General features: G+C 28.0%; 20 protein-coding genes. 17 read left to right on the forward strand and 3 right to left on the reverse strand.

Annotation, left to right across the window (positions count from 1 at the left end; genetic code table 4):
- Positions 1-62: 62 nt before the first annotated feature.
- The 9 genes from SHELI_RS05995 (at position 63) to SHELI_RS01730 (ending at position 11,441) form a co-directional block, all read left to right on the forward strand.
- Positions 63-1,670 (forward strand): coiled-coil domain-containing protein, encoded by a 1,608-nt coding sequence (locus SHELI_RS05995; protein ID WP_069116073.1) that lies wholly within the window; start codon positions 63-65, stop codon positions 1,668-1,670.
- Between the two features lie 39 nt (positions 1,671-1,709).
- Positions 1,710-2,672, forward strand: coding sequence for a hypothetical protein (locus SHELI_RS01695; protein ID WP_069116075.1), 963 nt, complete (start codon positions 1,710-1,712; stop codon positions 2,670-2,672).
- Between the two features lie 51 nt (positions 2,673-2,723).
- Complete coding sequence (locus SHELI_RS01700; protein WP_069116077.1) at positions 2,724-3,350, forward strand: hypothetical protein; 627 nt, start codon at positions 2,724-2,726, stop codon at positions 3,348-3,350.
- Between the two features lie 62 nt (positions 3,351-3,412).
- Positions 3,413-4,699 carry a trigger factor gene (tig, locus tag SHELI_RS01705; RefSeq protein ID WP_069116079.1) on the forward strand — a complete coding sequence of 429 codons (1,287 nt, stop codon included), beginning with the start codon at positions 3,413-3,415 and terminating at the stop codon, positions 4,697-4,699.
- Between the two features lie 105 nt (positions 4,700-4,804).
- Positions 4,805-7,201, forward strand: coding sequence for an endopeptidase La (gene lon, locus SHELI_RS01710; protein WP_069116081.1), 2,397 nt, complete (start codon positions 4,805-4,807; stop codon positions 7,199-7,201).
- Positions 7,202-7,298: 97 nt separating this feature from the next.
- Complete coding sequence (locus SHELI_RS01715) at positions 7,299-8,273, forward strand: hypothetical protein (protein WP_069116083.1); 975 nt, start codon at positions 7,299-7,301, stop codon at positions 8,271-8,273.
- Between the two features lie 481 nt (positions 8,274-8,754).
- On the forward strand, positions 8,755-9,987 hold the full coding sequence (locus tag SHELI_RS01720; protein WP_069116085.1) for a replication-associated recombination protein A: 1,233 nt from the start codon (positions 8,755-8,757) through the stop codon (positions 9,985-9,987).
- 23 nt (positions 9,988-10,010) lie between these two features.
- Complete coding sequence (locus SHELI_RS01725; RefSeq protein WP_069116087.1) at positions 10,011-10,808, forward strand: hypothetical protein; 798 nt, start codon at positions 10,011-10,013, stop codon at positions 10,806-10,808.
- A 96-nt stretch (positions 10,809-10,904) separates the two neighbouring features.
- Positions 10,905-11,441 (forward strand): hypothetical protein, encoded by a 537-nt coding sequence (locus tag SHELI_RS01730; protein WP_069116089.1) that lies wholly within the window; start codon positions 10,905-10,907, stop codon positions 11,439-11,441.
- Positions 11,442-11,462: 21 nt separating this feature from the next.
- Here the strand turns inward: SHELI_RS01730 and SHELI_RS01735 are convergent, their stop codons facing one another.
- The gene (locus tag SHELI_RS01735) at positions 11,463-11,891 is read right to left on the reverse strand and encodes a hypothetical protein (protein ID WP_069116090.1); all 429 of its coding nucleotides are present in this window, start codon (positions 11,889-11,891) and stop codon (positions 11,463-11,465) included.
- Positions 11,892-11,957: 66 nt separating this feature from the next.
- Here SHELI_RS01735 and SHELI_RS01740 point away from each other — a divergent pair, with 66 nt between their 5' ends.
- On the forward strand, positions 11,958-12,533 hold the full coding sequence (locus tag SHELI_RS01740; protein WP_069116092.1) for a DJ-1 family glyoxalase III: 576 nt from the start codon (positions 11,958-11,960) through the stop codon (positions 12,531-12,533).
- Positions 12,534-12,570: 37 nt separating this feature from the next.
- On the opposite strand, the gene SHELI_RS01745 is transcribed toward SHELI_RS01740, so the two are convergent.
- On the reverse strand, positions 12,571-12,822 hold the full coding sequence (locus SHELI_RS01745) for a hypothetical protein (protein ID WP_069116094.1): 252 nt from the start codon (positions 12,820-12,822) through the stop codon (positions 12,571-12,573).
- An 89-nt stretch (positions 12,823-12,911) separates the two neighbouring features.
- Here SHELI_RS01745 and SHELI_RS01750 point away from each other — a divergent pair, with 89 nt between their 5' ends.
- The 6 genes from SHELI_RS01750 to rbfA all read left to right on the forward strand — a co-directional run bounded on the left by SHELI_RS01750 (position 12,912) and on the right by rbfA (position 17,707).
- Positions 12,912-13,382: an isochorismatase family protein gene (locus tag SHELI_RS01750; RefSeq protein WP_069116096.1), complete on the forward strand. Its 471-nt coding sequence runs from the start codon at positions 12,912-12,914 to the stop codon at positions 13,380-13,382.
- A gap of 155 nt (positions 13,383-13,537) precedes the next feature.
- On the forward strand, positions 13,538-14,893 hold the full coding sequence (gene nusA, locus SHELI_RS01755) for a transcription termination factor NusA (protein WP_069116098.1): 1,356 nt from the start codon (positions 13,538-13,540) through the stop codon (positions 14,891-14,893).
- Positions 14,894-14,904: 11 nt separating this feature from the next.
- Complete coding sequence (gene rnpM / locus SHELI_RS01760) at positions 14,905-15,180, forward strand: RNase P modulator RnpM (RefSeq protein WP_069116100.1); 276 nt, start codon at positions 14,905-14,907, stop codon at positions 15,178-15,180.
- Positions 15,180-15,488, forward strand: a complete 309-nt coding sequence (locus tag SHELI_RS01765; protein WP_069116102.1) for a L7Ae/L30e/S12e/Gadd45 family ribosomal protein — start codon at positions 15,180-15,182, stop codon at positions 15,486-15,488. Before rnpM ends, SHELI_RS01765 begins: the two co-directional genes overlap by 1 nt.
- Before the next feature lies 1 nt (position 15,489).
- Positions 15,490-17,361 (forward strand): translation initiation factor IF-2, encoded by a 1,872-nt coding sequence (gene infB, locus SHELI_RS01770; RefSeq protein ID WP_069116104.1) that lies wholly within the window; start codon positions 15,490-15,492, stop codon positions 17,359-17,361.
- A 1-nt stretch (position 17,362) separates the two neighbouring features.
- The gene (gene rbfA, locus SHELI_RS01775; RefSeq protein ID WP_069116106.1) at positions 17,363-17,707 is read left to right on the forward strand and encodes a 30S ribosome-binding factor RbfA; all 345 of its coding nucleotides are present in this window, start codon (positions 17,363-17,365) and stop codon (positions 17,705-17,707) included.
- 25 nt (positions 17,708-17,732) lie between these two features.
- Here rbfA and SHELI_RS01780 read toward each other — a convergent pair whose 3' ends face one another.
- A complete protein-coding gene (locus SHELI_RS01780; RefSeq protein WP_069116108.1) occupies positions 17,733-18,437 on the reverse strand; it encodes a hypothetical protein in 705 nt (234 codons plus the stop codon).
- Positions 18,438-18,530: 93 nt separating this feature from the next.
- On the opposite strand from SHELI_RS01780, the gene SHELI_RS01785 reads away from it, so the two are divergent.
- Positions 18,531-19,241, forward strand: a complete 711-nt coding sequence (locus SHELI_RS01785; RefSeq protein WP_069116110.1) for an RsmE family RNA methyltransferase — start codon at positions 18,531-18,533, stop codon at positions 19,239-19,241.
- Positions 19,242-19,253 lie beyond the last annotated feature (12 nt).

Here is a 19,253-nt window from a genome sequence, read left to right on the forward strand (position 1 = left end):
AAAATTAAATATACTAAGTTTTAAATGATGAAAGTGTAGCTATACAAAATTAGAGGTGTGACATGGCAAAAGTTGTTCGAAAAGAATCAGAAAAAGACTTTATAATAATTTCGGAGAAAACAAAAGCAAGAATTAGAGGTCTTATTGAAAAAAGACTAACTGCACAAACAATTGCATTATTTGCACAAGAATATGAAACTTATGAACCTAAAATAAGATCTGAAATAATTGATTTTATTGTTTTTCTATTGGAAAAAGAAGAAGAGATAATTTTAGAAGTAGAAAATAAAAATATTGATGACAGAGATTCATTATCAATTGAAAAACGTAAAGTTGATTTTATGGAGAAACAATCAAATATTAAAAAAATACAAGAGGCTTTAAAATGAACACCACCTGAAAGAAATATGTTCTATGACATACCTCAGGAAAGTAAAAAAAATGTCAATATTGGAACAATAGCTAAAAAGAACTCACAAAAAAATGGTATACAAATTAAAAGACCAGAGTTACCTGAACAACCTTCATATCAACTTAGAGCATCAAAAATTGCTAAAAATGAAGAACCAACTTTAAAACAAAAAGAACTTAATAAAGCGATTGAGGAATTTGAAGCAAACGCAAGCTCATTGAAAACTAAACTACCATCAAAACCAAAACCTTCAAAAAAAGTTTCTAAAATGGATTCAATTCTTAGAGAAGCACAAATTAGAGAACAAGAAGCTCTTGCAGAACAATTAAGACGCGAAAAAGGTCTAGTAAAAGACAAGCAAAAAGAATTGGCAAAACAAGCTGCTAAAGAACAAAAAGAAAAAGAGACTCTAATTGCAAAAGAACAAAAACAAATGGAGAAGGAGGCAAAAATAAAAAAAATGGAAGAGAAAAAAGAAGCTAAAAAAGCAAAAGAAGTAGTAATTGAGAAAGAAAATAAACTTCAAAAAATGCTAAGAGAAGCTCAGTTAAGAGAAGATAGACTAGAGGCAGAAGCTAAAGCTAAAAAAGAATTAGAAGCAAAATTAGCTAAGGAAAAAGCAGAAGAACTTGAAAGAGAAAAAAAAGCAAAAGAAGAAGCAAAAATACAAGCTAAATTAGCAAGAGAAAAAGCTGCTAAAGAAAAAGCAGCTAAGGAAAAATCTTTAAAATCAGTTAATAAAGAAAAACAAGTAAGTTCAAAAGCAAAAAGTACGACTACCAAGGAAGAAGTTAAAGCTCCTGTTCAAACTTCACGCAATTACGAAAAAGAACAAGCAGAAAAAGAAAAATTATGAAAAGAATTATACGGTAAATCTAGAACTGCTACAGAATCTACTAAAAGACCTGCCACTTCTTCATTTTCTTCAAGTCCAAAAAATGTTGATAAAACGCCTTCAATAAGTTATGAACAACTAAGTGATTTTCGTTTATATGGAAAAGTTTATCCGATAGGTGAACTTACAGACCCTAAAAATAAAATGTATGTGTTTTGAAATGGTATAAAAACTAAATATAGAGTCTCTAATGTTTCTGTATGATTAAAAGATAAATCAAATTTCTTTAACTGATGAATATTTAAAAAACGTTTAAAAGCAGAAAAAAGAGTTAATAAAACCAGTATGAAATTTAATCAAAAACAAAAACCATCAAGTCAAAAAGAAGCAAACAACAACAGTATTGAAACAACAGAAGATTAATTTAAAAATACTCTAAAAGACTAGAAAAGAGCTGAATTTATGTCTACAACAACAATCTATTCTTTAGTGACTTTATTTGCAATAATTTTTATTGCATCTCTTATAACTATTGTTAGTTATGTAATAATTTTAAAAATTAACAAAAGTAAAAAAACAAATACTGATTTTGTTGAGACATATTTTATTGATGAAAATAATAAAAATAAAAACTGATGAGTTTCTAAGGATGGAGCCTTAGAAAAGATATGACTTAAGGCTCAAGATTATGATTTTAAAATAGCTATATTTAATTATTATGAGAATTTTTCAGAAGGGTTTTTTAATTCAAAATTTGTTAAAACAAAAAAACTTTTGTTAGAAAATAGTTTTGAACTAAGTGAAGTGAACAAAATAATTAATAAAATAACAAAATATAACAATTGTTTAGAAAATATATGATGAAAAAAATATAAAACTATTTTTAAACAATTATCTAAGTCTATCAATGAAAAAACAGCTTCTCCAGAATACTTTTTCTATAAATATTATTTTAAATTTATACATGGATTAAGATCAATATTGTCAAATTATTTAACACTTTATATAATCCCTAATGCAATTTTACTTGAGTTAAAACCTACTCAATATGATAAATTCAAAATAAATACAAAGAAAAATTTATATCATTATATAAAGGGTTCTTTTGAAAGGGTTGCAAAAGAAACTAACGAACTATATAATTCAATAATAAATGAAATGAATGAGGAAATATCTCTAAAAGGTAAGAACTGGATTTTAGATTATCAGTCTAAAGATGACTTATTTAAAGAGCTACAACCTGAGTATTACATTAAAAAAATGTTTTTAAGAGAAATGGTTTATAAGTTTTCTAAAGTTTATAATATACCTTTAAATAAAAGTCTTCAAGAAGCAATAGAAGATCTAAAAAACTATTTACCAAAAAATGAAATAGAAAACATCTATAAAGTTCAAGATGAAATTGAAAAGAATTTTTTTGTATAATAACAACATTAATTTGTTGTTTTTTTATTAAAAATGTTTAAAGGAGCTAAAATGTGCTGTAAATGTAAATCTATATATATTGAAAACTGTACTTGTTTAATATATGAGTCTGAGTGTTTTGGTTTTGTCTGCTGTTGATGTTGTGCTTATAGCAAATGAGAAAATGATGAATTAAAAGGTCAGATTTATAAAACATTGACAAAAGATATTGATAACATTTTAAATAAGAATAAACACTTAAAAGTTTTAAAAAAAGTTTTAAAAAAACAACTTAAAGATATAGAACTAAATTCAATAGAATTCGAAAAACTCAAATTAAAAAATTACTCAAAACTACTAGATGGTGAAAAAGAAATTCAAATATTAGCCTATGATATGGAATTGGAACTTGGTTTAAAAATAAGATGTTTATTGAAGGAATGAGAAATATATATAGAAATGTCAAATTTAGTTATAGGCTTGGATAGAAATTATACTTCTAAATCAACATTTTTGACTATGTTTGAACTATGTGAAAGTATTAATAAATCAATTTATAATATGGTCGAGTTATTTAAAACAATATCATATAGTGATGAAAATAAAGCTTTTTTGAATTCTATTAAACAAAAATTTATTGATATTGAAAAAATTTTAAACAATTTAGAAAACAACTTAGACAATAAAATTGGTGAATAATACTAGTAATTTGATATAATAAAAATTGTATGTAAGATAAAAACATTAGGAGGCAATACAGTATGAAATTTAGTTCTAAAAAAATAGCAGAAAGAGGTCAAGGTGTTTGAACTGTAATAATTGATGGCAACGAATGAGAAGAAGCTGTTAAAAAAGGAAAAGCAAAAGTAGCTCAAAATGTTCAAATACCAGGATTTAGACCTGGAAAAGCACCAAAAGAAAAGGTTGAACAATATGTAACTCCAGCAAAATATTTAAATGCTGCTGTTCAATCTGTTGTTCAAAAAGCATTCGAATTTGCAAAAGAGCAAAAAAGCGATGTAGTTCCTTATACAGCACCTGTACCAACACCTACAAAAATTTCTGAAAAGTCATGTGAATTAGAATTTGTTTTTGATTTAAAACCTGAAATAGAAATAAGTGATTACAAAGGTATAAAAGATAAAGATCTTAAAAAAGAAGAAATTAAAGTAGAAAAAGATGAAATCGAAAAAGCAATCGATCAATATAGAGAAAGATTTGCTTTGGAAAAAGAAAAAGAAAATAAAGTTGTAGCAAAAGGTGATGTAGTTATATTTGACTTTGAAGGTTTTGTTGATGGTGTAGCATTTCCCGGTGGAAAAGGTTTAGATTTTAGATTAGTAATTGGTTCAGGCAACATGATTCCGGGTTTTGAAGATGGTTTAGTGGGCAAAAAATTAGGAGAATCTAAAATAAAAGTAACTTTTCCAAAAGACTATACTCCAGAACTTTCTAATAAAGAAGCTGAATTTGTTGTAAATATCAAAGAAATTAAAGAGCGTATTCTTCCCGCTAAAGATGATGAACTTGTTAAAGATTTGAATTTACCAAATATTAAAACATATAAAGAGTTGGAAGCATCTGTAAAAAAACAAATATTAGATCAAAAAACTCAAAACTCAAAAAACCTATTTGTAAATAAAGTTATTGACTTAATAATTAAAAATTCTAAAATAGAGCTACCTAAATCTGCAATAAATAGAGAAATAGATAATTTATATAAAGAGTTTGAAGCAAGAGTTGCAGGTCAAAAGTTAACTATGAAAGAATATAAGAAAAAAACTGGTTTAACAGATGAATCAATAAGAGCTGAGTTGTTCCTAGATGCTAAAAGAAAAATTTGTAGCTATTTAATAACTGATAAGGTTAGGGAAAATGAAAAATTCAGCCCATCTGCTGAACAAGTGGAAGAAAAATATCAAAGTTTATCAGCTCAGTTTGGTATAGAGGCAGATTATCTAAAAAAATCTATTTTACCAGAAGCACAAGTAAAAGAAGAATTAGTTAGAGAAATGATAGTTGATTTCTTGTATACTAATAATGGATAGTAAAAATATGATTTAAATCATATTTTTTTATTTTTTAGCACTTACCACTTGACAGTGCTAAAAAATATGATATTATAAATTTGTACCAAAATTAGGAGGAATTTTATGAATAAACAAAAAAGACTACCTTTACTTGTTACAAGAGGAAGCTATGTATATCCTTCATTTGAGCAAGTTTTGGAAATAGGTCGAGACAAAACAACTTTAGCTGTAAAAGAGTCAGTGGAAAAAAACGATGGAATGATATTAATTGTTTCACAAAAAAAACCATTAGAAGATGATCCTAACCCAACAGATTTATTTAATTTTGGGGTATTAGCGAAAGTTAACATTAAAAAAGAATGAAAAGATGGTACTTTAACTGTTAATATAAAATCTATTTCAAGAGCATCAATTAGTGCGATTGAATTAAACGGTTTTTACTCAGCTGATTATGAAGAAAAATTACTAAATAACAGCAATAACAAAGAAGATGTAGAAAAAATAACAAAAATGGTACGTAACATGATAGCTAGTCAAGACGAATTTCCATCAGAAATGGAAGAGTTGATTAAGGATACAACACCTAATCTTGACGCAAGTTATCTAGTAGATAGTGCGGCACACTTAATGCCTTTTATGCCTATCGAAAAGAAACAAGCAATTTTAGAAGAAATTGATCCTGTTAAAAGAATTGCAATAATTAATGATTTCTTAGATGAAAAAAGACAATCAGCTGATATTGAGACTTCAATTAGTAAAAAAATTAAGTCTAGAGTTGACGAACAACAAAGAGAGTTCTATTTAAGAGAAAAACTAAAAGCAATTAAAGAAGAACTTGGTGACATGGATGGAGAAGGCGATGATATTAAGAAATACAAAAAACGTCTTGAAACTGAACCATTCCCAGAACACATTAAAAAAAGAATATTTCAGGAAATTGAACGATTTGAAGGACTTCCTTCATCTTCAAGTGAGGCTAATATAATTAGAACTTACATTGATTGAATGATGCAAACCCCATGATGGCAAAAATCAGAAGAAAAAACTGATTTGAAATTTGCTAGAAAGATTTTAGATAAACATCATTATGGTTTAGAAAAAGTTAAAGAAAGAATAGTTGAGTATTTGGCTGTTAAACAGAATACTAATAAGGTAAAAGGTCAAATAATAACATTAGTTGGTCCTCCGGGTGTAGGAAAAACCAGTTTAGCAAAATCAATCGCTGAATCAATGGGAAGAAAGTTTGTAAAAATTTCACTTGGTGGAATTAAAGATGAGTCTGAAATTAGAGGTCATAGAAAAACTTATATAGGTGCTATGCCAGGAAGAATTATTCAAGGTATGAAAAAAGCCGGAGTTAAAAACCCTGTATTCTTACTTGATGAAATTGATAAAATGGCAAGTGATTATAGAGGAGATCCAGCTTCAGCAATGCTTGAAGTTCTAGATCCAGAACAAAACTCAAAATTTTCAGATCATTATTTAGAAGAAGAGTATGACTTAAGTGAAGTTGTATTTATTGCAACAGCAAACTATCCAGATAATATTCCAGAAGCATTATATGACAGAATGGAAATTATAGAACTTTCAAGTTATACAGAAATTGAAAAATTAAAAATTGCAAAAGAATACTTAGTTCCAAAAGTATTAGAAGATCATGCAGTTTCAAGTGAAAAACTAATTTTCACAACTGAAAGTTTAAATGAAATAATTAAGCACTACACTAGAGAAGCTGGTGTTAGACAATTGGAACGTTGAATAGCTTCAGTAACAAGAAAATTCGTAGTTAAAATGCTAAACAAAGAGTTGGATTCATTAACAGTTACACCTGAAATTGTAAATGAATTCTTGAAAAAACGTATTTTTGAACATACAGAAAAAGAAAAAGAAGCTCAGGTAGGTGTTGTAACAGGACTTGCATACACACAATATGGTGGAGATATTCTACCGATTGAGGTGAATCACTTCCCAGGAAAAGGGGGATTGGTTCTAACTGGTAAATTGGGAGATGTTATGAAAGAATCTGCAACAATTGCATATGACTTTGTAAAATCAAACTATAAATCATTTAATATACCAAAAGAAGTGTTTAGTGAAAACGATATTCACATTCACGTTCCAGAAGGAGCGGTACCTAAGGATGGTCCAAGTGCCGGAGTTACAATCACAACCGCAATTATTTCGGCTTTGACAAACAAACCTGTACCTAAGGATATTGGTATGACTGGCGAAATAACTTTGAGAGGTTTAGTTTTCCCAATTGGGGGATTAAGAGAAAAGTCTATTTCAGCAAGTAGAAGTGGTTTAAGTAAAATAATAATTCCATTTAAAAACCAAAAAGATATCGAAGACATTCCAGAAGAAGTGAGAAAAGAATTAAAAATAGTGCCTGTTGAAAGATATGAACAAGTGTATCAAGAAGTTTTTGGAACAAAACCAAAAGCATTTACAACCGAGCTACCTATTGCAACAAGTTCAGCATCTACTGGAACACCTAAATCTAAATCTGCTAGTCATTAATTCTAAATCTAACTAATAATAGTTAGATTTTTTTATTATTACAAGAAATTATTTCCTCAATATTATAAAATTATTAAGAGAGTTAAAGGAGGGAATAATGAAAAAATTGCTTATATATTTATCGATAACTTCGTTAGCCACCTTTAATACAGGTGTGCTTGTTTTTTGTTTTATGAATGGTAGTGAAAAAGCAGATTTATCAACAATAGGAGAAGAAGATAGAATTTTAACACCTGAAATTAATACAAAAACAGCAGCAGAAAGAGAGGCTGTTAAAAAAATTAAAGACCTTTTTAATATATATATTATAAAATTGAAAGACTATAAAGAAGAGTTTCAATTTACAAATGGTTTAGACGATCAGTTTGGACAAATTTCTATTATCTCACTAGATAAAAGTACCAAAATTAAAGGTAGCATTATATTTAAAACTGTTAAGGTGATTGAAAAACAAAAAAAATATTTAATGAATATAAAAAATAAAGATTTAGGTGAAATTACTGAAATTGAAGAATTGCCAATAATTGAGAGAGCTATCGCGAAAATCAACGATTTGAATGATGATTATAACCTAACAATTGATGATGTTGATTTTATTGATGCTCCATCCTTAGTTTCAGCAACAATCCAAGCAAAAGAATTATCAAATAATTATTTAGGAAGGACAAACGTGTATTATAATTATAAACAGGAAGAATTTAGTGTGAAGAATTTAAACGATATAAAGAAAGAGAATTTAACTGTTTTTGAAAAAGATAAAGCTATAGCTATACAAGAAGCTAAAAATGCTGTTTTTACTCAAATTAAAAAAGTTTTATTAATTGATCTAAAAGAACTTCAAGATATAAAATTTACTGATTATAATAAACCTAATAAATTTGGTAATAAAGGTTCAATAAAAGTTAGTGCATATTCTAATAGCTTAAAAACAAAAGGTGATGCAACATTTACTATAAATTACCATGGTGAAATTTATAAGAAAAAAAATTTGTCTGAAGAAATAAAAAATGAATTGATTACACCTCCTTTAAATGTAGAAAGTGATATAAAAAAATATGTTCTGAATTTATAAAAAATAATATAGAGCAAGAAGCTGTAGAGGGTAAGGATTTTTGTATTTGCAAATTACATTCCAGCTACAAGTGACGATGAAAGTATTTATGTTAACGCAACCTCAAATAGTAATATTTTGTTGGTAAAAGCACTTTCAAAATCAAACATAAATTAAGAAGTCTAAGTATGTTAATTGGTTCAGATAAACATGTAACAGTACAAAAAGGATAAAATGATGCAAATCGCGTTTCACAATCTATTGAAGTTGCTGTTCAAAAGCATGAACCTTATGCTAAGTTAAATATAGATTTTCAGTTAAGTAAAAATTCAATAATGCCCAATAATGATGGTAAAGAGGTAAAAATATGAATTAATGTTTCTGCGAGTTCAACTTTATTCGAAGAATCTGGGACAGCAGAGATTTACGTAAAAGCAGTATAAATATAATTTAATTAGATAAGTGATAATATAAAAAATAATATTGGAACAGGGGATTAAATATGAATGATTCACTAAGTTTTTTGCTTAGACCTAAAAAAATATGTGATATTGTGGGGCAAGAACACTTATTATCAAATAATGGTATATTACAAAAAATGATAGAAAAAAAATTTTTAGCTAATTTAATATTTTATGGACCCCCAGGAATTGGAAAGACATCTTTGGCAATAGCAATTGCAAATGAATTTGAATTAGAGTATTTTCAATTTAATGCTTCAAAAGATAAAAAAGAAATGCTTACCGAAATTATTAAAAATAAAAAAGAAAAATGTATTTTAATTATTGACGAAATACATAGAATGAACAGAAATATACAAGACTATTTACTTGAATTTTTAGAAAAGCGAGAAATAATAATTTTTATTACGACAACAGAAAATCCATATTTTGTGATAAATCCAGCAATAAGAAGTAGATGCACACTTTTGCAATTAAAAGAAATAAGTGTTGAAGAAATGAAAAGTGGAATAATAAATATAATCAAAAAAAATAATTTTAAAATAAAGTTTGACAATAATGCCTTAGAAATGATGTGCAGATTTTCAAATGGGGACTTAAGAGTTGCTTTAAATGGTCTAGAAATTTTAATAAATTTATATAGCGATAATCTAATCACAGATGATATTGTGAAAAACATTTATAATCAAACTTATTTTAAGGGTACTGGAGATGGTGATGAATTTCATAACTTAAAAAGTGCTTTTCAAAAATCTATTAGAGGTAGTGACGTAAATGCTTCTTTACATTATTGGGCAAGACTAATGGCAATAGGTGATTATGAAATCATAATGAGAAGAATGCAGGTTATAGCTTATGAAGATATTGGACTTGCAAATCCAGCGATTGCACAAAGAGTTATATTAGCTTGTCAATCATTTAGAGAAATAGGTATGCCTGAAGGAATAAAAATTCTTGGGATGGCTGTAATAGAAATGGCTCTTAGTGAAAAATCCAATTCTTCTTATTTGGCAATTAGTTCTGCTATAGAAGATGTTAAATCTGGAATTCAACCCGATATGCCAAATTATTTAAAAGACAATCATTACCTAAGTGCAAAAAAATTAGGAGTAGAGGGATATATTTACCCACATGACTATAATAATGGTTGAATTGATCAACAGTACCTTCCAGATCAAATAAAAGATAAAGTATATTTTCATTTTAATCCTCACTCTGCATATGAGAAGAAATTAAAAGAAATTTTTGAAAGATTTACCAAGAAAAAAATATAAAATTAAAGTTAGAGGTTTAAAAGATGAAAACTAGCACAGACATTAAAAATGATTTAGCTAAAAATGGTTATAGTTGACTTCCAAACTATAAAAATATTTTAGAAAGAATTTGAGCTAATATGGAGACATACTTTGATGAAAATGAGGAAGTAAAGTCAGCTTTATGGGCTAGTTTTAAAAGATTTGATAGCCCCAAAGTAGGGATTGTTTTTATAACAAACAAAAGAACTTTTACTGTAGAAGGGGACGATATTGATGGGAGTCATCAAATAGGATATTTGCCATTTGATAAATACGGTATACAAAAAATTCAACTTCAATTAGCAAAAACTAGTGCTGGAATGAACTATGTTTCGTTGCAAAACGATAGTTTTGGTAATGGGATAACTTTTGCAACTCCAAACGCGGATGTTGCAAAACATTTTATAGATACTCTTAGAGGTGAAACTGATGGTGAGATTGAAATTCTACCAGACTCTGATGACCCATTATTGGCAGAAAATGAAAAACCACAATTAATAGATGAAAATTTAGAAAAATCAAAAGAAAAACCGCCACATGTTCGTCAAAAAAAACATAAAGAAGAAAAAGAACCAATGAAGGCTCATGACTTATGGAATAGAGCTCCTTTGAGCAATAAAGAAAAAGAAGTACCCATTAAAATAGTTCCGCCCAAAAAAGTTAAACCAGATAAAAAAATTAAAACTGGATATGCAAGTAAGTGAAAATCAAAAACTTGAATACTATGATTCTTATTACCGATAAGTTTTATAGGTATTGTTGTAGCTATCACGGTTTCAATTAACTACATATCAATATAATAAAGTTATTACAATAGTCAACCACATAGTGGTTTTGTTAAAAAAAGGCTTATTTTTATGTTATAATATAATAAATGTATAAAGGAGAATGATTATATGGGTGAAAAAGTATATCAGCTAACTTATGATCAAATTGGTGTAGTTAGTTTTGATGAACCTTGGTTTTTAATTCACATAGATTTAGAAAATGATGAAGAATCAAAACCAGTTCAATTATTTTATCCTTCTCTTGAAAAAGGTATAAAAGCCATGGCAGTAGTAATTGAAGAACATGTAATCAATAAATGACAAAAAGAAGGTCCTGAAGGTAATCAAAAAATAGAACAATTGAGACAATATCTGTTAAAAAGTTGACCAGAAAAAGGACTTGAAGAAGTTAGAGTTTTAATGTATGAAAAATATGGATTCACTGAACTTGAAAATAAAACAGGTCAAGAACTTTTATATGATGGGTATGATTTTCTTGCATTTGTAATTGGACATATAATGATAGCCCACAATAATTTACATTTTTACTTTGAAGGTTTACACGTTTCATGCCGTGTTGTTGATAAGTTCTTAGCAGTTAACTTTTGAGATAAAGTTAAACAAGAAGCAATGTCATCAATGGGTAATACTAAATCAACATTATAAAAAAAACTGCGTAAGCAGTTTTTATTTTGTAATTTTCATAATATCTTTTAATTTAATTTTTAAATATTTATTAGTATTTTTTGCCAATAAAAACAAAACAGATCCATTTTCGTGGTGTTCTGTTGCCTTATTTGGAGGAAAGTTTGAATAAGTTTCAATAACTTCATGCCTTCTATTGCAAAAAATTAGATCAACATTTTCTCTTAAACCAAATGAATTAAAGGCTTTTGCATTTATAAACCTAAAACCAGTATCATGATTGATCTTTTCTTTAAAAATAATTGAATTAAGTTTTTGAGCAAATGTTTTAACATTTCTGATATTTATATCTAAAATTTGATTGTTTAAAACCAATTGATAAACACGGTCTTTATCATTTCTAAGATTTTTATTTGCTTTACTGCTTGAAAGAAAACCGATAGTATTTTTTAATGTTTTAAATAACCCCATTTTTTTATCACCTAAAAATATTATAAACACAATTATAGTATAATTATTAGAGAAATGAGGTAATTTATGGCAAATGTAGCAGTATTTTTAGCTAATGGATTTGAAGAAACTGAAATGGTTGCAACTGTTGATGTTATAAGAAGAGCGGAAAGTAAATTTAAAGGTTCTTTTCCTATTGTAGATTTAGTTTCTATTACAGATAAAATACAAGTAATCGGAGGACATAATATAACAATTAATGCAGACAAAACAATTTCTGAAATAAACTTTGATAATTATGATTGTTTCATCTTACCAGGAGGTGTTCCGGGAGTTCCGAATTTAATGGAGAGTGAAGTTTTAATGAAAAACTTAAAAGAGCAAGCAAGTAAAGACAAAGTTATGGCAGCTATTTGTGCAGCACCCCAAATATTAGGAAAACTGGGGTTAGTTGATAACGTGGAAGTCACTCATTACCCAGGATCAGATGAATTTCTGGATAAAGCAGTCAAAAAGCCACACTATCGTGCGATTGCAGATGGCAATATTATAACAGGTTGTTCAATTGGAGGAGCATTACACTTCGGATTACAAATTGTAGATCACTTTACATCTACAGAACAAATGTTAGAAATACAACAATCTCTAGTTTTGAATGAATAAATAAAAATCTTAGAATTTTTAATTCTAAGATTTTTATTTATCTTCAAACATAAATTAATGCATTAGCAGGCTTTCCACATCCACAAGTACCGCAATCTTCTTTAAGCTCTTTGAGTTCACAATTTGCATTACCTAAAAACTCGATTTTTCCTTTTGCTAAACTATCTCTAACTTTTTCTCCATATTCTACGGCTCAAATTATTGTTTTACCTTCATCTAATGCCTTAATTATTTTTTCTATTTCATTTCCTTTTGTAAATGAAATATTTGTATTGAAATCTTTTGCCATATAATCACCCCTTTCAATTATAAAATCGTTTAAAAGAAATATATTTTTATACTGACATTTTTTCTTTTTAAATAATTTATAATATTATTATGAAAGCATTAATAGTAGTAGATTATCAGTATGATTTTGCAAATCCTAAGGGAAGTTTATATTGAAAAGGTGGAGAAACATTAAAAGATGGTATTTTAAATAAAGTTTTAGAATACAAAAAAAATAAATTTCTAGTAGTTTTTACAATGGATTGACACCCTAATAACCATTGTAGTTTTTCGCAATGGCCAGCACACTGTGTGCAAAATACAAAAGGAGCAGAACTACTTATTGATAAAAATCTTGCAGATTTTATTGTAAAAAAAGGTGTAGAAAAAGATTGAGATAGTTATTCTGGTTTTAATAAGCAAATAGCTAATGTTGAACCTCTTGAAGAATGATTAAAAGCAAGAAATGTAGATAGTGTAGAAATTTGCGGTTTAGTTAGCGAATATTGTGTAGATGCAACCTACAAAGATGCTATCAAACATGGATTTAAAGCAAAAATATTAGAAGAATTAGTAAAATAGTTTTTTAAATTCTTTTGTAATTAATTATAATTTTGTATTAAAATATATATGTCAAAGTTTCATATATATCTGGAAAGGAGGCCTTGGTCTTCTTTTCCTTTTGTATAAATAACTATTTTGATGTTTGATTAAATACTAAGGAGGACTTTAATGCCATGATTGATGGTGCAAGATTATTAGAAGCAATAAGCGAAATTGTCGATGAAAAAAGAATAGATAAAGAAATTATTTTTGAAGGAATTACAGAGGGTTTTAAAAAAGCATATGAAAAGTTTTTTGATTTAGAAGCAATAGTTAGAGTTGATATAGATCAACAAACAGGTCAAATTAATGTTTTTAAAGAACTAAAAGTAGTTCAACATGTAGATGATGAATGGTTAGAAATAGGTCTTAATGAAGCTAAAGAGAAATATGGTGATAATATCACTATTGGAGATAGTGTTTATGAACCAGTTGCTTATAACCAAGAATTTTCTAAATTGGCAGTTATGCAAGTTGGTCAAATCATTAAGCAAAAAATTCGTGAAGGAGAAAAAAATAAATTATATGAAGAATTCCTACCAAAAAACAATGAAATTGTAGGAGGAACAATTAGAGATATAACTGAAACAGCCTATTTAGTCGATGTTGATGGTTCAATTGTTTCTATTTGAAATAAAAAAATGATACCTGGTGAACGTTTTGAAGAAGGAGACATAATTAGTTTCTATATTGAAGATGTTTCAAAAGAAAATAAGCATTCACAAGTATTGGCAACAAGAATCCATCCTAACTTTTTAATGAAATTGATGGAAATGAACATTCCTGAAATTAGAGATGGTGTAATAGAAATAAAATCTGTTTCAAGAGAACCAGGTAAAAGAGCAAAAATTGCTGTTTTATCTCATGATGAAAATATAGATCCAATTGGTGCTTGTGTAGGTGCTGCTGGAAGTAGAATAAAAGAAGTTTCAAGAATTTTAAATGAAGAAAAAATCGACATTGTTTTATGAAACCCAGATAAAAAAACTTTTATAATGAACTCTTTAACACCAGTTAAAGTTATAAGTATTGACTTTAACGAAGAAAATAACGAGTGTTTCATAATAGTTCCAAACGAACAGTTATCATTGGCGATTGGTAAAAAAGGAATGGCAGCTAGATTAGTTGCAAACTTAGTAAATACAAAAATTAATATTTTATCATTAGATAACGCTAATTTAAAAGGTGTGGAAAATCTTTGAAATGGAAATATAACTCAAGAAGAATTATTAAGTCCAGACTTTATTTCAAATACTAACAAAAGAAAAAATAACTCTATGTCATGACAAAAAGACTTTCAAAAAAACTTTGAAGCTCCAAAAAGTAGTAAAGAAGAAAAAACAGTCGAAGAAGTTGATGAATCTATCTTTTTGAATGACACTTCAATTGAAGATATACAATCATATTCTGAAACTTTTGGTAGTATTGCAGTAGATGAACCAGAAGAAACGATAGATATTGAAGAATATGATGCATATTACAAAGAATAATGGTAAATTAAATGGATAATAATAAACACATTGTTCTAAGAAAAGATGTTTCTTCAAACAAAATGTATCCAAAACTTGAACTTATTAGAGTTGTTAAAAATAAAGATGGAGAGATTTTTATTGATAAAACAAGAAAAGCCAATGGTAGAGGGGTTTATCTTAGACCAACTATTGAGGCTGTTAATAAAGTGCAAAAAAATAAAGCATTAGAACGTGGATTGAAAACTAAGGTAGCGGATGAAATATATCAATTATTAATTGAAGAAATAGAAAAAAACTGAGATTAGTGAAAGACTTATTACAAGTTCTTGGACTAGTATCATCTGCAGGCAAGATTTTTTCTGGAGATACCTTATTTAAGAAGATCAAAACAAATCAAGTCAAATTAGTTTTTACTGTGAGTGATATGGGTTCTAGTCAATTAAAAAAAATCAATGATAAATGCACTTTTTATAAAATACAAATACATAATGGTTTATTTGATACAGAGGAACTAAACCAAGCCATAGGAAAAGAAAATATTAAAGCAATTGGAATAGAAGATTCAAATTTTGTAAAATTAATATTGAGTAAAATAGATAGGGGAGTGGTATAAAATGGCAAAACAAAATAATTCAAAAAATATCAACGACAAAAAGCAACAAGCCAAAACCAAATCCAAAGCTCATACAGCTAATATAAAAAATAAACTAAAAGAAACAAAACAAACAGGTTTAGTAGATGGTGTTTTTGTATATACCGAACCATTATCAATAGGTGATTTTGCAAAAAAACTTAATAAAGGTCCTGCTGAAATTGTAAAATGATTTTTTACAAATGGAAGTATGGTAACTCAAAATCAAATTCTGACTGAAGAGCAAATGGGAGAACTTTGCTTAGAGTTCGGATATGATTTTAAAAAAGAAACTTCTATAACTAAAGAAAATATTTTCGAAACATTTGATGATGTAGATCATCCTGACGATCTAAAAGTTAGACCACCCGTTGTAACAATTATGGGTCATGTAGACCACGGGAAAACAACTCTTCTAGATTCAATTCGCGACACTCGCGTAACTGAGGGTGAATTCGGAGGAATAACTCAACACATTGGAGCATATCAAGTTCATTTAGATAATAAAAAGCTAACATTTATTGATACTCCCGGCCATGAAGCATTCACTGAAATGAGAGCTAGAGGTAGTGAGGTAACAGATATTGTTATTTTGGTTGTAGCAGCTGATGATGGGGTTATGCCTCAAACAGAAGAAGCAATTGACCACGCAAAAGCCGCAGATGTTCCAATAGTTGTTTTTATAAATAAAATAGATAAAGAAAATGCTGATCCCAACAAAATAAAATTAGAGTTAATGAATTTTGGAATTGTTGCAGAAGAGTATGCAGGGGATGTTCCTTTTATTGAGGGAAGTGCTAAAAATAAAATTGGTCTAGATACACTATTAGAAACCTTACTGTTTATTGCAGAAATGCGAGATTTAAAAGCAAATCCAAACAAATTTGCTAGAGGAACTGTAATTGAGGCACACTTAGACAAAGCTAGAGGACCAATTGCTACTGTTTTAGTTCAAAACGGAACACTAAATCTTAGAGATATAGTTGTTGCTGGTGGAACTTTTGGAGCAGTTAAAGACATAGAAAATGAAAATAAAGCAAAAATAAAAAAAGTAGTTCCAGGTCAACCAGCTGTAATTGTAGGTCTTAATGAAGTACCTAAAGCCGGAGATAAATTTATGGTAATTGCTGAAGAAAAAATGGCAAGAGAAATTGCTGAGGCACAAGCAATAAAACAAGCTAACGAAGCAAGACAAAAAAATCAAAGTTTTACACTTGATTCAATCAAAAACCAAATTGAGGCTGGAGAACTTAAATCAATTAATATAATATTAAAAGCCGATACTCAAGGAACAGTTGAAGCTGTTCGTAACTCAATGCTTAAAATAAGTATTGAAGGAGTAAAGATTAACGTAATTCGTGCAACTGTTGGTGCAATATCGATTTCTGATGTTTCGCTTGCACTTGCCTCAAATGCACTTATTTATGGATTTAATGTAAGACCAAATTCACAAGTTAGACAAAAAGCAGAAGAAGATGGTGTTGACATAAGACTTCATAATATTATCTACAAATTAATAGAAGAAATTGCAGAAGCTGCAACAGGAATGCTTGACCCTGTATTTGAAGAAAAAAGTCTTGGCGAAGCAGAAGTTAGGCAAATATTTAGACACTCTCAGGTTGGAACTATTGCTGGATGTAGAATTGTTTCTGGTGTTATTCCAAGAGGTTCAAAAGTACATATTTTAAGAGATGGAATAGTTATTTATTCAGGTGAAATGTCTTCTTTGAAAAATAAAAAAGATGACATAAAAGAAGCTAGAGAAGGTGCAGAATGTGGAATCACCATCAAGAACTTTAATGATATCAAAGAAAATGATATAATAGAGGCGTATAAAGTAGAAGAGGTGAAGTAATATGGGAAATGAAATAAAACTTGAACGTCATCAATCAACAATTCTAAGAGAGTTGAACTTGATTTTGCAAAGAGAATTTCCAGATACTGATTATATAAATTCACTTACTGTTAGAGAAGTAAGACTTTCAAAAGATTTAAGTCATGCAAAAGTCTTTTACTCTTCACTTGATAGTGATGCACCAGTTGATGATATTAAAGAAGAAGTGGAAGAATATCTTAAAGAAATTAGAAAAATTTTAGCAAGCAAAGTAGAAATGAAAAGTGTACCTGAGCTTAAATTTGAATATGACAATTCACTTGAAAACGCAAACAATATTGAAAAAATTTTAAAAGATATAAAATAAAAAAAGTAGCCTGCTGGCTACTTTTTTAGTGTCTTATTTTTGAAATAATTAATTGAATCCTATATGTTAATATACAAAATAAAACTATTGCGAATAAGTCAAATATCATAAGACTAATTCATGATTGCATAAATTTAACAAAACTATAACTTTTATCGCCACCAAATTCAATTAGAGTTCTAAAATAACCCATTAGTGAAGATACAAACGGCTGAATTATCAATATAATAACCCCCGCTACAAACGATAAAAATGATCTTGTTTTTATACTTTCCTTTTCATATATATTAAATAACTTTTTAAATAAAAATCAAAATAGAAATACTCACAAAACTAAACCAAGTGATGATGTAAATCTAAATAATGGACTAAGTCCATAGATAATAAATTGTAATAATCCATCTAACAAACCTATAATCATACCCCAGTATAAACCGACTACTTGAAAGCTTATAGCGATAATAAAGTATTTTAGACTAAAACCAACGTTTATTCCAGTAATTCCAAGAGGAATTACCACATTTATTAAGCTAACAGCTGTAGACATACTTAGTAACAAACTGACAAGGGTTATATTAAGTGTTTCGCTCTTAAATCTTGCATGTCTGTTTGTTTTAGATAGTTTGCTGATTTCGTAATCTAAATCAATGTTGTCAAGTTCGTCATAAGCATTTAAAACTTTTTGGCTTATAACCACATTTAATTTAGATTCTTTATCAGTCTTTTTCACGCTTTTTCTCCAATCTATAATAAAACAGTTTGGAATTCAATTAATTATAACTTGACTATTTCATTATATAATAATTTGAGAAAAGAGGAAAGTATGCATAGTTTTTTTGTAAGTAAAAAAATTGATGATAATTTTTTAATTGAGGACAAAGATTTACATCATATAAAAAATGTGATCAAGTTAAGTGTCGGGGAAAAAATATATTGTATATATGAAAATGAAAAATATAATTGTGAAATTAAAGAGTTTTTAGATCAAGTATGCTCTGCTAAAATTTTAAATAAAACAGAAGCAAATAAAAGTCTTATTGAAATAAATTTGATTGCTGGAATCATAAGAGAACAAAAGTGAGATTACATTTTGCAAAAAGCAACCGAATTGGGGGTTACTAAAATTATTCCAGTTCAGTTTAAAAGAAATGTTGTTGTAATCGAAGATAAAAAAAGAGAAATCAAGAAAAAAAGATGACAAGAAATTTGTGAAACAGCATCAAAACAATCTAAAAGAACTGTCATTCCTCAGGTTTTAGACATAATTAAAAATATTGAAGATTTAAAAAATATAAAAGCAGATTTAAACTTAGTAGCTTGAGAAGAAAATTGCGAAAATAATTTAAAAAGTTTTTTGCAAAAAGAATATAAATCTGTAAATATTGTTATTGGTCCTGAAGGTGGTCTAGAAAAAAAAGAAGTAGATTTTTTAGAAAGTATAGGATATAAATGTATTAGCCTTGGCTCAAATATTTTGAGAGCAGAAACGGCAAGTTTATTTTTAATTAGTGCAATAATGTATGAAAAAAATTAGCAACTTGAAAAT

Source organism: Spiroplasma helicoides (genome assembly GCF_001715535.1).
GTDB lineage: Bacteria > Bacillota_I > Bacilli_A > Mycoplasmatales > Mycoplasmataceae > Spiroplasma_A > Spiroplasma_A helicoides.